This window comes from Streptomyces sp. NPDC059037, assembly GCF_042740015.1.
Lineage (GTDB): Bacteria > Actinomycetota > Actinomycetes > Streptomycetales > Streptomycetaceae > Streptomyces.
Window position 1 is genome coordinate 16294 of record NZ_JBHYIG010000022.1, and the last position, 13136, is coordinate 29429.

10 protein-coding genes are annotated in these 13136 nt (G+C 69.8%); 6 read left to right on the forward strand and 4 right to left on the reverse strand.

Annotated elements, in window-relative coordinates; genetic code table 11:
- Window positions 1–269 precede the first annotated feature (269 nt).
- Window positions 270–1130 (forward strand): ECF transporter S component, encoded by an 861-nt coding sequence (locus ACFWY6_RS07455; RefSeq protein ID WP_384687298.1) that lies wholly within the window; start codon window positions 270–272, stop codon window positions 1128–1130.
- A gap of 321 nt (window positions 1131–1451) precedes the next feature.
- Window positions 1452–1931: a transglycosylase SLT domain-containing protein gene (locus tag ACFWY6_RS07460; protein WP_384687299.1), complete on the forward strand. Its 480-nt coding sequence runs from the start codon at window positions 1452–1454 to the stop codon at window positions 1929–1931.
- 151 nt (window positions 1932–2082) lie between these two features.
- Here the strand turns inward: ACFWY6_RS07460 and ACFWY6_RS07465 are convergent, their stop codons facing one another.
- Entirely contained in the window at window positions 2083–3252 is a 1170-nt protein-coding gene (locus tag ACFWY6_RS07465) for a steroid 3-ketoacyl-CoA thiolase (protein WP_384687300.1), read from the reverse strand.
- Between the two features lie 281 nt (window positions 3253–3533).
- On the opposite strand from ACFWY6_RS07465, the gene ACFWY6_RS07470 reads away from it, so the two are divergent.
- Window positions 3534–4778 carry a cytochrome P450 gene (locus ACFWY6_RS07470; RefSeq protein ID WP_384687301.1) on the forward strand — a complete coding sequence of 415 codons (1245 nt, stop codon included), beginning with the start codon at window positions 3534–3536 and terminating at the stop codon, window positions 4776–4778.
- Between the two features lie 143 nt (window positions 4779–4921).
- Entirely contained in the window at window positions 4922–6553 is a 1632-nt protein-coding gene (locus ACFWY6_RS07475; RefSeq protein ID WP_384687302.1) for a hypothetical protein, read from the forward strand.
- On the opposite strand, the gene ACFWY6_RS07480 is transcribed toward ACFWY6_RS07475, so the two are convergent.
- Entirely contained in the window at window positions 6507–8567 is a 2061-nt protein-coding gene (locus ACFWY6_RS07480) for a bifunctional glycosyltransferase 87/phosphatase PAP2 family protein (protein WP_384687303.1), read from the reverse strand. The genes ACFWY6_RS07475 and ACFWY6_RS07480 overlap by 47 nt on opposite strands.
- 436 nt (window positions 8568–9003) lie before the next feature.
- Between ACFWY6_RS07480 and proP the strand changes: the two genes are divergently transcribed.
- Entirely contained in the window at window positions 9004–10407 is a 1404-nt protein-coding gene (gene proP / locus ACFWY6_RS07485; RefSeq protein ID WP_384687304.1) for a glycine betaine/L-proline transporter ProP, read from the forward strand.
- A gap of 140 nt (window positions 10408–10547) precedes the next feature.
- Here the strand turns inward: proP and ACFWY6_RS07490 are convergent, their stop codons facing one another.
- On the reverse strand, window positions 10548–11657 hold the full coding sequence (locus tag ACFWY6_RS07490) for a serpin family protein (RefSeq protein ID WP_384687305.1): 1110 nt from the start codon (window positions 11655–11657) through the stop codon (window positions 10548–10550).
- Between the two features lie 179 nt (window positions 11658–11836).
- On the opposite strand from ACFWY6_RS07490, the gene ACFWY6_RS07495 reads away from it, so the two are divergent.
- Complete coding sequence (locus ACFWY6_RS07495) at window positions 11837–12505, forward strand: O-methyltransferase (RefSeq protein WP_384687306.1); 669 nt, start codon at window positions 11837–11839, stop codon at window positions 12503–12505.
- Between the two features lie 84 nt (window positions 12506–12589).
- On the opposite strand, the gene ACFWY6_RS07500 is transcribed toward ACFWY6_RS07495, so the two are convergent.
- Window positions 12590–12982, reverse strand: coding sequence for a hypothetical protein (locus tag ACFWY6_RS07500; protein WP_384687307.1), 393 nt, complete (start codon window positions 12980–12982; stop codon window positions 12590–12592).
- Between the last annotated feature and the right edge of the window lie 154 nt (window positions 12983–13136).

Here is a 13136-nt window from a genome sequence, read left to right on the forward strand (position 1 = left end):
CCGGACCCGGGCACGGACCCGGACTCGAGCACACGCCCGGACCCGGGCACGGACCCGGACTCGAGCACACGCCCGGACCCGGGCACGGACCCGGATTCAAGCGCAAGCGCGGACCCGGGCACGGACCCGGACTCGACCACACGCCCGCACCCAGGCGCAGACTCGCACCCAGGCGCAGACCCGGACCCGACCACACACCCACACCCAGGCACAGACCCGAGCACACGCCCAGACCTGCCCGGCGGCATGCCTCCAGAAGGAGCGCAGCCGTGAGCCCCGCATCCCCGGGCGGTAGGCCGGGGCCCGTCGGGCCCGAGCGGCAGGCTCGTCCCATCCGGCTTGGCCCCCGTTCCATCGGCGCCCTCGCGCTGGTCAGCGCCGTCGGAGTGGTCGCCTTCGGGTGGCCGCTCATCGCGGGCGGCGGCTCGGGGCTGAGCGCGCACGCGCAGGACGCGCCCTGGCTGTTCACGGCGCTGCTTCCGCTGCTGCTCGCCGTGGTCGTGGCGACCATCGCGGACGTCGGGCTCGACGCGAAGGCCATCGCCATGCTCGGCGTGCTCGCCGCGGCCGGGGCGGCGCTGCGGCCGCTGGGTGCGGGGACCGCCGGGATCGAGCCGATGTTCTTCCTGATGGTGCTCAGCGGCCGGGTGCTCGGGCCGGGCTTCGGATTCGTGCTCGGGGCGGTGTCGATGTTCGCTTCGGCGCTGCTCACCGGGGGCGTCGGCCCGTGGATGCCGTTCCAGATGCTGTCCATGGGCTGGGTCTGCATGGGCGCGGGGCTGCTGCCGGGGCCCGACTCCCTCCGCGGCCGCCGCGAACTGTGGCTGCTCGCGGCCTACGGGGCGGTGTCCTCCGTCCTCTACGGCACGGTCATGAACCTGCAGGGCTGGCCCTACCTGGGCGGCCTGGCGACGGGCGTCTCCTTTGTCCCCGGGGACCCCGTCGGCGACAACCTGGGCCGCTTCATCGCGTACTGCCTGGCCACCTCACTCGGCTGGGACCTGCCCCGCGCCGTGGTCACCGTCCTGCTGAGTCTCGCCCTCGGTCCGGCCGTCCTCAAGGCGCTGCGCCGGGCCACGCGGCGGGCCGCTTTCGAGGCCCAGGTCACATTCGAGGGGCCCAAGGCGTAGGCGGCCGTTGACTCTCCGTCACAGAAAGGGCCCGCGCACGGTGAGGCGGCCCACAGGCCTTTGGTCCTCTACTAGTCCGTTTCGTACCGGTTTTCGCTTGACGCGCACGCGTCAATCCCTGCCCTGACCTGCGGATTGAGAGCCACGTCACAGAGGGGGCGTTCCGTTCAAGTACGACAGCAACTAGCAAAAGGGGGCATTGCGGAGACGCAACAGCCCTGCTTCTCTGGATCGAGTCGCACAGCGCCGACGACCTTCGGGTCCAAGGCGCTTACGCATTCCCCCCGCCACTTTCCATGGCCAAGGCGTGCTTGCGACACCATGTCCCCCACGGAAGGTCACGCTTTGTCCGCCTCGCTCCTCCGCCGTATCGCCGCCCCGAAGAAGGCCCTCGCCGGTGTCGCCGTCGCCGCCGCCACGACCGGCATGCTGATCGCCGCGGGTCCGGCCCAGGCCGCGACCCCGACCGCCGCGAAGGCTGCCGCTCCGGCCGCCGCTCCGGCCGCGGCGCCTTCCTCGGCACAGGCGATCGCGAAGAAGTTGATCCCGGATGCCGCGCAGTACCAGGCGTTCAGCAAGATCGTCGAGCACGAGAGTGGCTGGAACCCCACCGCGACGAACGCCTCCTCCGGCGCCTACGGCCTGGTCCAGGCCCTGCCCGGCTCGAAGATGGCTTCGGCAGGCTCGGACTGGAAGACCAACCCCGAGACCCAGATCAAGTGGGGCCTCGACTACATGAACGACCGCTACGGCAGCCCTGCCGAGGCCTGGAACTTCTGGCAGGCCAACGGCTGGTACTGAGCCGATGCCTCTCCGGCGGACCGGAACATCACCGGCTCCGCCGAGTTCGTCCTCAAACTCCCCCAAGCTCTTAAAGAGCAGGGGGGACCCCCTCGACGGGCTGGAATTTCCAGCCCGTCCGGCGTTTGAGGACATCTTTGTTTTTCGGTGCTCACAGCCGCTGAATGATCGTCCCCGTAGCCACCGCACCCCCCGCGCACATCGTGATCAGCGCGAACTCCTTGTCCCGTCGCTCCAGCTCATGCAGGGCCGTGGTGATGAGCCGAGCCCCCGTCGCGCCCACGGGGTGCCCCAGTGCGATCGCACCCCCGTTCACATTCACCTTCTCCAGGTCCTGCTCGAACACCTGCGCCCAACTCAGCACCACGGAAGCAAACGCCTCATTGATCTCCACAAGATCAATGTCCTTGAGCGACATCCCGGCCTTCCCCAGCACCGCCCGCGTCGCGTCGATCGGCCCGTCCAGGTGATAGTGCGGATCGGCCCCCACCAGCGCCTGCGCAACAATCCGCGCCCGCGGCTTCAGCTTCAGCGCCCGTGCCATCCGCTTCGACGCCCACATGATCGCCGCCGCGCCGTCGGAGATCTGCGAGGAGTTGCCCGCCGTGTGCACGGCGGTCGGCATCACCGGCTTGAGCCCGCCCAGGCCCTCCATCGTCGTGTCGCGCAGACCCTCGTCCCGGTCGACCAGGCGCCACATGCCCTGCCCGGCGGCCTGCTCCTCCTCCGTCGTCGGCACCTGGACGGCGAAGGTCTCGCGTTTGAAGCGCTCCTCGGCCCAGGCGACGGCGGCGCGCTCCTGCGAGATGAGCCCGAGCGAGTCCACGTTCTCCCTCGTCAGGCCCCGCTTACGGGCGATGCGCTCGGCCGCCTCGAACTGGTTGGGCAGGTCCACGTTCCACTCGTCGGGGAACGGCTTGCCGGGACCGTGCTTGGAGCCCGACCCCAGCGGCACCCGTGACATCGCCTCGACGCCGCAGCTGATCCCCACGTCGATGACCCCGACCGCGACCATGTTCGCGACCATGTGGCTCGCCTGCTGCGACGAGCCGCACTGACAGTCCACCGTCGTCGCCGCGGTCTCGTACGGCAGACCCATCGTGAGCCACGCCGTGCGCGCCGGATTCATGGACTGCTCACCGGCGTGCGTGACGGTGCCGCCGACGATCTGCTCGACGCAGTCGGCGTGGATGCCGGTGCGTCCGAGGAGTTCACGGTAGGTCTCGCCGAGCAGATAGGCGGGGTGGAGATTGGCGAGCGCTCCTCCGCGCTTACCTATGGGGGTGCGTACGGCTTCGACGATGACAGGTTCCGCGGCCATGAGCGTCCTCTCCATCCACATCCCGCGGGGGCGTCCCGGCACCCGCGCGGAGAACTAGTACGCGTTCTAGTTCTGCAAGCAGTCTGCTGAGCCGCACCCCGGCGCCGCAAGGGTCTTGCACGTACCTTGCGCACGACCTGCACAGTGGGGCCTCCCCTGCTCTTTGAGAGCTTGGGGAACGGACCGGTCACGGGCCTTGCCACTTATAGAACCCGTTACTACCTTGCGGTACATCTCCTGATGGACCGTCAGAACACAGAACTGAACTCCTGGAGTTGCCGATGCCCTGTCCAGCGCTGCCCGACGGGTTCGACTTCACCGACCCCGACCTCCTTCAAGACCGCGTGCCTCTCCCGGAGTTCGCCCAGCTGCGCCGGACGGAACCGGTGCGCTGGATCGACCAGCCGCGCGGCATCTCCGGCTTCGACGACGCGGGCTACTGGGCCGTCACACGGCACGCGGACGTCAAGTACGTCTCCACACACCCGGAGTTGTTCTCCTCCAACCTCAACACCGCGGTCATCCGCTTCAACGAGACGATCGGCCGCGACCAGATCGAGGTCCAGAAGCTGATCATGCTCAACATGGACCCGCCCGAGCACACCCGGGTCCGCCAGATCGTGCAGCGCGGCTTCACGCCCCGCTCCATACGCTCGCTCGAGGACGCCCTGCGCACCCGCGCCCACTCCATCGTCGAGACGGCCCTCGCGAACGCCGCCCCCGGCGGCAGCTTCGACTTCGTCACCAACGTCGCCGTCGAACTGCCCCTCCAGGCCATCGCCGAACTCATCGGCGTACCCCAGGAGGACCGGACGAAGATCTTCGACTGGTCCAACAAGATGGCGGCGTACGACGATCCGGAGTACGCGATCACCGAGGAGGTCGGCACCGAGGCGGCCATGGAGATCGTCAGCTACGCGATGAACCTCGCCGCCGCCCGCAAGGAGTGCCCGGCCAAGGACATCGTCAGCCAGCTGGTGGCGGCAGAGGACGAAGGCAACCTCTCCGGCGACGAGTTCGGCTTCTTCGTCATCCTGCTCGCGGTGGCCGGCAACGAGACCACCCGCAACGCCATCACCCACGGCATGCACGCCTTCCTCACCCACCCCGAGCAGTGGGAGCTCTTCAAGCGCGAGCGCCCGCAGACCACGGCGGAGGAGATCGTGCGCTGGGCGACCCCCGTCGTCTCCTTCCAGCGCACCGCCACCCAGGACACCGAGCTCGGCGGCGTACAGATCAAGAAGGGCGACCGCGTCGGCCTCTTCTACTCCTCGGCCAACAACGACCCCGAAGTCTTCGACGAGCCCGGGAAGTTCGACATCTCCCGCGACCCGAACCCGCACCTAGGCTTCGGCGGCGGCGGCCCGCACTTCTGCCTCGGCAAGTCCCTCGCGGTCGTCGAGATCAACCTCATCTTCAACGCGATCGCCGACGCCCTGCCCGATCTGCGTCTGGTCTCCGACCCCCGGCGACTGCGCTCGGCCTGGCTGAACGGAGTCAAGGAACTGCAGGTCAGCACCGGCTGACCCGCCGCCAGGGAGGCAGGGGCGACTCCCTCCTACGCCCTGCCCCTGCCTCCCCCTGGCCCAGGGAACCAACGTTTCCGTCGCGTGCGGCGTCTTGAGAGGTGAACCGTGCCTCTCCAAGTCGTCCAAGTCCTCAAACGGAAATGGTGGCTGTGGTCTCCGCCGATATCTCTCTCGTGCCGTCGGGCAGCGCACCCACCGAGCGGAACGGGTCCTTGCGTGCCTTCGCGCGGCGCAACAGGGTGCCTCTCCTCGCCACCGTCCCCACCCTGCCGCTCTACGCGGTGTGGGCGGCTTTCCTCGCCACGGGCGGCGGCGATCTGGCGGCGCAGGAGGCCTGGGCCCGGTTCGCCTCCGAGCACGGCGCGGCCGCGTACGGCCTGTTCTGGTACGGCGGCATGCACACCGCCAACTACAGCCTGATCTCTCCCTACTTGATGGCCGCGCTGGGCGTGAAGACGGTGACGGTGGCGGCGGGCGTCGCCGGTGCCTGGCTGGTCGCCGCGCTCATCGCGCGCACCGGCGTCCGCCGCCCGCTGTGCCCCGCGGTGCTCGCCTCGCTCGCCGTGTGGTGCAACGTCGCGTCGGGGCGCACGACCTTCGCACTCGGGCTCGCCTTCGGGTTCGCCGCCTGCCTGGCGCTCGTGCGGGAGCGCCGGGTGTGGGCCGCGGTCGCGTTCGGGGCGCTTGCCACCATGTCCAGCCCGGTGGCCGGCCTGTTCCTGCTGGTCGCGGGCGCCGGCTTCTTCCTCGTACGCGACTGGAAGCGGGCCGCGGCGCTGCTCGCGCCGCCGGTGGTGGTCGTGGGGGCGACGACCGTGCTTTTCCCGTTCACCGGCGAGCAGTTGATGCCCTTCGACCGGATCTTCCCGCCCGTGGTGTTCAGCCTCGCGGTCGTCGTGGCGGCGCCGCGCCGGTGGCGGGTGCTGCGGTGGGGTGCCGCCGTGTACGCGGTCGGCACGGTCCTCACGTATCTCGTCCCTTCGCCCATCGGCACGAACGTGGAGCGCCTCGCCGAGCTGCTCGCGCCCGCCGTGCTGCTCGCCGCGCTCCTCGCGCCCTCGCTCGACCGCATACGCAGGACCGTGCTCGCGATCGCGCTCGTGCTGTCCACGGCCTGGGTGGCGCAGAAGACGGCGGACGATCTGACGGTGTCGACGGCCGTGCCCAAGTGGGCCGTCGACACCCATGGCGTGGTGCGCGAGCTGGAGCGGCTCGGTGCCGACCGGGGCCGCGTCGAGGTGGTCCCCGCCCGCAACCACCGCGAGGCCACGGCCCTCGCCCCGCATGTGAACATGGCGCGCGGCTGGAACCGCCAGCTCGACGTCGAGCGCGGCAGGCTCTTCTACGACGGATCCTTCTCGGCCGCCACCTACCGGGCGTGGCTCGACAAGTGGGCGGTCGGCTATGTGGTGCTTCCCTCGGGCAAGCCTGACGGGTTCGCCGAGGACGAGGCGGCGCTCGTGGAGAGCGGTCCCGACTGGCTGAAGCCGGTGTGGAAGGACGCACACTGGCGGATCTTCCGGGTGGAGAACGCCGTGCCGATGGTGTCCGCGCCCGCGTCCGTCGTCCGGTCCACGGGCTCGGACATGGTGGTCAACGTCCCCACCCGGGAGCCGGTGACGCTGCGCCTGGTGTACTCGCCGTGGCTCCGGGCCGAGGGGGCCTGCCTGAAGCGGCACGGCGAGTTCACCCGGCTCACGGTGTCCGCGCCGGGGACCTACCGGATCAGCTCGGGGTACGGTCCTTCGCCGAGTCCTTCGTCATGTCGATGACCGGCTCGGCCCCCGTCGCCACCTTCAGGGTCTTTCGTACGCGGGGCCCGGCGAGCAGATAGCCGAGGCCGAAGCCCGCACCGACGACGGTCGCGCCGCCCACCGCGTCAAGGACCCAGTGGTTGCCGGTCGCCACGATCGCGGAGACCGTGAACAGCGGGTGCAGCAGGCCGAGCGCCTTCATCCACCACTTCGGCGCGAGGATCGCGATCACCAGGCCGCACCACAGGGACCAGCCGAAGTGCAGCGAGGGCATCGCCGCGTACTGGTTGGTGAGCGCGGTCAGCGTGCCGTAGTCCGGCTGCGTGAAGTCCTGCACGCCGTGCACCGTGTCGATGAAACCGAGGTCGGGCATCAGGCGCGGCGGTGCCAGCGGGTAGAGCCAGAACCCGACGAGCGCGAGGACCGTGGCGAAGCCGAGCGCGGAGCGCGCCCAGCGATAGTCGGCGGGGCGGCGGACATAGAGGACGCCGAGAATGGTCAGCGGCACCCCGAAGTGGAACGACGTGTAGTAGAAGTTGAAGAACTCCTCAAGCCAACTGACCTTCACCACCGCGTGGTTGACCCAGTGCTCGATGTCGATGTGCAGGAACTGCTCGATCGAGTAGATCTGCTCGCCGTGCTGCTCGGCCGTGGCCCGGCCGCCCGAGATGGTGCCGCCGGTCGCCGCGAGCCGCGCCTGCTGATAGGCGGAGTAGCCGACACGGATCAGGAGCAGTTCGAGGAGCAGGTTCGGCCGGGTCGTGACCCGCCGCCAGAACGGCATGAGCGGCACCCGGCTCCAGCGCGCGGGCACGGGCGCGGCGTAGTCGGTGGGGGTGGGGGTCTGGTACTGCGGTGCCGTACGGGACAGGAAGGGCACGACGGTGGCGGCGGCGAGCGCGGCGATCAGCACGAGGTTGTCGCGGATGGGCTCCACGACCGGCATGTTCGGCAGCATCATCTTCGCCGGCAGCGTCGACACCAGGATCACGGCCACCGGCCACATGTACCGGTCGGACTGCTTCTTGCCGACCCGGCCGACCACCGCGAGCAGCACCCACAGGAGCTGGTGCTGCCAGGTCGTCGGGGACACCGCGACCGCGACACAGCCGGTGATCGCGACGGCGAGCAGCAGCTGCCCGTCCTGGGCGTAGCGGACGGCGCGGCGCAGGCCGAGGAAGATCACGGCCGCGCTCAGGAGCACGAAGAGGCCGATCTCCAGCGGCCCTTCGAGGCCGAACCGGAGCAGCGCCCCGTGCAGCGACTGGTTGGCGAGACCGTCAGGGCGCGCGCCCAGGCCCGCGCCAGCCAGGTGGTGCACCCAGTACGCCCACGAGTCGTGCGGCATCGCGGCCCAGGCCAGCGCGGTGCAGGCGAGGAAGGTGGAACCGGTGGCGGCGGCCGCGCGCCTGCGGCCGGTGAACCAGAACAGGGCGGCGAACAGCAGCACGGTCGGCTGCAGCGCCGCCCCGATGCCGATCAGGATGCCGCTGGCCCGCTCGCCGCGGACGGCGAAGCAGCCGAGCAGCACGAGCAGGACGGGAATGATGCTGGTCTGGCCCAGATGCAGGGTGTTGCGCACCGGCAGCGACAGCATCAGGAGGCAGATCGCGACGGGCGCGGCGAGCAGCGAGATGCGCCGGGACACGGGCTGCGGCAGGGCGCGGGCGGCGACGAGGCCGAGCACCGCGACGAGGATCAGGGTGCCGAACGTCCAGCCCCAGCCGAGCGCCTGTTCGGCCGCGCGGGCGAACGGCTTGAGCACGAGTCCGGCGAAGGGAGTACCGGTGAACTTGTCCGCGTCGTAGAGCGAGCCGTTCACATGCAGGACGCCGTCAGGACCGATCCAGGTCTCCAGGTCGGTCAGGCGCTCACCCTTCGGCGTACGCACGACATCGGCCAGCTGCCGTACCGCGAGTATGGCGGCGATCATCCAGAGGGCGGCACGGATCGCCCTGATTCGCGCCTTGGGTGTACCGGACGCGCCTGCCCCAAAGGCGTTTCCCGGTCCCCTGTGCTCAATGTTCGCCACGTGCCGTCTGCCCTCCCGCCCCGCTCGTCGTCCCTGCTCCGTCGCTCATGGGCGCCGCGCCCGTCGGGTGAGACGCGCGCAACCCCCATTTCACCTGGCAGCCACTCCGCTTTCTACCGGCTTTTGCGCGTACTTCCTAACCAAACCTTTCGTCCGCATGGCCGATATCTCACCCCTCACTGTCCAGAAGATGACGGGCTCGACTCCCTGGCGCGGTTCCGCACCCGAGCCGCGACATAGATCACAAACGGGCCTTCTCGCCACCACCGGACGCAGGGGCATTTGACCTGGATAGCGGCACTTTCCGTGCGGTGCGCTGCGGACCGGACACCGCCCGTAATGATGCTGCCTGCACCTATGGTCGCTTTTCGAGCCGCCCCCTTCTTGCCGGGCGGCTCTGTCCTTGTCGTCAACCGAGAGGCAGGCGAGCGAACCCTTGCCGACCGCCGCACCCGTCGCACCCCGCACCCAGGCCCCGCCGTCCGCGCACGCACCCGCGGAGGTCACCGTCGTCGACCCGGCGCTGGTCAAGCGCGCGGTGAAGGCGGCCGCACTCGGCAACGCGATGGAGTGGTTCGACTTCGGCGTCTACAGCTACATCGCCGTGACGCTCGGCAAGGTCTTCTTCCCCTCGGGCAACCCCACGGCCCAGCTTCTCTCCACCTTCGGCGCCTTCGCGGCGGCGTTCCTGATCCGCCCGCTCGGCGGCATGGTCTTCGGCCCGCTCGGCGACCGCATCGGCCGCCAGAAGGTCCTCGCCCTCACCATGATCATGATGGCGGCTGGCACCTTCGCGATCGGCTTGATCCCTTCGTACGCGACGATCGGTGTGGGCGCCCCGGTCCTGCTGCTGCTCGCCCGTCTGGTGCAGGGCTTCTCGACGGGCGGCGAGTACGCGGGCGCCTCCACGTTCATCGCCGAGTACTCCCCCGACAAGAAGCGGGGCTTCCTCGGCAGCTGGCTGGAGTTCGGCACGCTGGCCGGCTACATCGGCGGCGCGGGCCTGGTCACCCTGATGACGGCGCTTCTCTCCTCCGAGGACCTGCTCTCCTGGGGCTGGCGCATCCCCTTCCTGATCGCGGGCCCGATGGGCCTGATCGGCCTCTACCTCCGGATGAAGCTGGAGGAGACCCCGGCGTTCGCTGCGGAGCTCGCGAAGGCGCACAAGGACGAGCAGTCCCGCCCGAAGGTGCGGCTGCGCGAGATGGTGACCGGCCAGTGGAAGGCCCTGCTCCTCTGCATGGGCCTGGTCCTGGTCTTCAACGTCACGGACTACATGCTGCTGTCGTACATGCCGAGCTACCTGACGAGCGAGCTCAAGTACGACGAGACGCACGGCCTCCTGGTCGTCCTGGCGGTGATGGCCCTGATGATGTGTGTCCAGCCGTTCGCGGGCGCGCTGACCGACCGGGTGGGCCGCCGCCCCGTGATCGCGGCAGGCTGCGCAGGCTTCCTGCTCCTGTCCATCCCCGCCCTGCTCCTGATCCGCCAGGGCTCGCTCTGGGCGATCGGCCTGGGCATGGCGGCGCTCGGCCTGCTCCTGGTCTGCTTCACGGCATCGATGCCGTCGGCACTCCCGGCCCTGTTCCCGACGAGGGTCCGCTACGGCTCGCTCTCGATCGGCTTCAACATCTCCGTATCGGTCTTCGGCGGCACAACTCCCTTGGTGGTGACGGCTTTGATCGGAGCCACGGGGAACATGATGATGCCCGCGTACTACATGATGGCGGCGGCGGTGGTGGGCGGCATCGCGGTGTGGTTCATGAGCGAAAGCGCGGGCAAGCCCTTGCCGGGCTCACTGCCCGCGGTGGAATCTTCCAGCCCGTCTGCGACGCAGTAACCCAGCCTGTCCCGGCGCATCTTCCAGCCCGTCCGGCGTTTGAGGACGAACTCGGCGAAGCCGGTGATTCTCCAGTACGCACAGGCCGGCGCAGCCGGAAGGTTTCGGGAAGGGGCGGGGTTGGGGAAAGAAGACCGCCCCTACCCCACCGGCACCCCAGCTTGCCAAGCCGTGAACAACGGAACCTCCCCCGCCCCATCAAGCACAACAACCCCGAACGGCCGGTTAAAGGCGATCCACTCGATCCGTCGAGGGACATAGGGCACGCCACCAGGAGCCATCGGCACCGCAGTGACCGCAGCCGCCTCAACCCCCTCCTCCGCCACCTTCACCACGGCCTCCTGCACCACCTGCGATATCGCGAGCCGCTCCGGCGACATCCCGGAGAAGTCCGCCCCCTCGCTCATCGCCCACCGCACCCCCAGCGCCGCCAACTGCTCCGTCGCATCGACCCGCGTACGCAGCGAAATCCGGGGCAGCGCCATATTGATCTGCTCCGCGTCGATCCCGGTCCACCGCCCCTCCGGCGCCCACGCCAGCGGCAGCACCTCGGCCGGCCCCGCGCCCGGCTCGCCGAGCACGAAGCGCACCCGGGCCGGCGCACGGCCGCCCTCAGCGCGGCAGCGCAGCTCGACGACGCTCGCCCCGCCCACCGTCCACGCACCGTTCAGCGGAACGGGCCGGTGCATCGTCGGCACCCGGTGCCGCACGCCCAGCGCGTCGGTGAAGTCCTGGTCGCGCGTGCCCGCCGCCTCGAAGGGAATCTCCCAACGCGCCTTCAGCGCCAGCGCGTTGACCAGGACAAGCAGCACATCCGGAGTGATCACCACCGGCAGCCGCTCGACAAGACCGCCCGTGGCTTCGCGCACCCACGCGTCGATCTCATCCGGCTCCATCGGCCCGAACCCGACGTCCGGCAGCGCTTCCCGATAGGCCCGGTACACCGGCACCCGGCTCCACACGCGCGTGGCGACCGCAACGGCGTCCGTGCCGGCGAGCGCCCGCGCCGCGGCCGTCACCGCGCCCGCGGCCTCCACGTCGGCGACGCCCAGCAACTCCCGCAGCTCACCGGCGGTTTCCTCGCGCGCCCCCACCGCGACGGCGGCCAGCGCGAGCCACAGCCCCGCGGGCGAACAGACGAAATCCCCCGGCGCCCCGTCCTCCCCCGGCTCGGCCATCAGGGGAAGCCACCGGTCGGCAAGGCCCCGGATCGCCGCAGCGGGCACCTTCTGCCCGGTCCCGTACGTCATCTCCATCTCAACCCCCGCAGTCCGCAGACCACCAACTCGGCCCAACGCCCCCAGTATGCGAGTCACCACTGACATTAGCCCCCCACCCCGCTAGCATCCTTAGCAAAACTAACTAGACACACAAAAGACAGTAAAGACAGAGGCGACCCCAACTCCGCACCCCGAAAGGCCGATCACCCATGTCCCAGCAGCAGTGGACCGCAGTCGACCACTACTTCACCGACCTGCTCACCCCCGCCGACGAGGCGCTCACCGCGGCCCTGCGGGACAGCGACGCCGCCGGTCTGCCGCAGATCAACGTGGCGCCGAACCAAGGCAAGTTCCTCCAGCTCCTCGCGCAGATCCAGGGCGCACGCCGCATCCTGGAGATCGGCACACTCGGCGGCTACAGCACGATCTGGCTGGCCCGCGCCCTGCCCGCGGACGGCAGGCTGATCACCCTGGAGTACTCCCCCGTCCACGCCGAAGTGGCCCGCGGCAACCTCGCACGCGCAGGCCTCGACAAGATCACCGAGGTCCGCATGGGCCCGGCCCTCGAATCGCTGGCCGCGCTGAACGTCGAGCACCCCGAGCCCTTCGACCTGGTCTTCATCGACGCGGACAAGGCCAACAACCCGCACTACGTGGAGTGGTCGATCAAGCTCACCCGCCCCGGCAGCCTGATCATCGTCGACAACGTCGTGCGGAGCGGCGCGGTGACCGACGCCGCGAGCACCGAGCCGAGCATCCAGGGCACCCGCGAGGCGCTCGAACTCATCGCCCGGCACCCGAAGCTGACCGGCACGGCACTGCAGACGGTGGGCGCGAAGGGCTACGACGGCTTCGCCCTGGCCCGAGTCCTGGACTGAGTCTTGGCCCGAGTCCTGGGCTGAGTCTGGGACTGAGTCCTGGGCTGAGCACGCCACCGAGCCCCGCCGCCGAGCCCCACCGCCTCAACCCTCCTGATAAAACCCGACGTTCACGCTGCGCGGCCCCGACCGGTCCTGGATGACCACCTCGCCGGACCCACCCCGGGGCAGCACGGCGGTCCCGCCGTACTCGATGGGCCGCGCCACACCGTCCACCGTCACGCGCACCTCCGACGAGGGATCCGGATGCGACCCCCGCAGCCAGGTGACGGACCAGTCGCCGTCGGCGCCGCAGCGGAATTCCAGATGCGTACGCGACACGAACAGCCAGTCGTCGGGCGGCACAAGACGGCACACACCGCGATCGCGCCCGACCCGCAGCACGGCACCCGGTTCACTCGGCGCGTCAGCCATGAGCATGCCCGCGGTGGCGCCCGCGTCCGCCCCTGACACGGAGGCCATGGTGAGCTCCAGCACGTACGCTCCTCAATTCTCGAACTCTCGTTGAACGAACTCGTTGATCGAACGCACGGCCGCCGGAAACACCCCACGCACCGCGCCGCCGCATCCTAAGTCGCACCGTCGCGCGACCGCACCGTCTCCCCGAAACAGGGTCCTGGCTGGAACAATG

What these genes read in the sequence shown, in the direction of transcription:
- ACFWY6_RS07460 (WP_384687299.1), top strand. Translation starts at nt 1,452, where the DNA reads ATGTCCCCCACGGAAGGTCACGCTTTGTCCGCCTCGCTCCTCCGCCGT.
- ACFWY6_RS07465 (WP_384687300.1), bottom strand. Translation starts at nt 3,252, where the DNA reads ATGGCCGCGGAACCTGTCATCGTCGAAGCCGTACGCACCCCCATAGGT.
- ACFWY6_RS07470 (WP_384687301.1), top strand. Translation starts at nt 3,534, where the DNA reads ATGCCCTGTCCAGCGCTGCCCGACGGGTTCGACTTCACCGACCCCGAC.
- ACFWY6_RS07475 (WP_384687302.1), top strand. Translation starts at nt 4,922, where the DNA reads ATGGTGGCTGTGGTCTCCGCCGATATCTCTCTCGTGCCGTCGGGCAGC.
- ACFWY6_RS07490 (WP_384687305.1), bottom strand. Translation starts at nt 11,657, where the DNA reads ATGACGTACGGGACCGGGCAGAAGGTGCCCGCTGCGGCGATCCGGGGC.
- ACFWY6_RS07495 (WP_384687306.1), top strand. Translation starts at nt 11,837, where the DNA reads ATGTCCCAGCAGCAGTGGACCGCAGTCGACCACTACTTCACCGACCTG.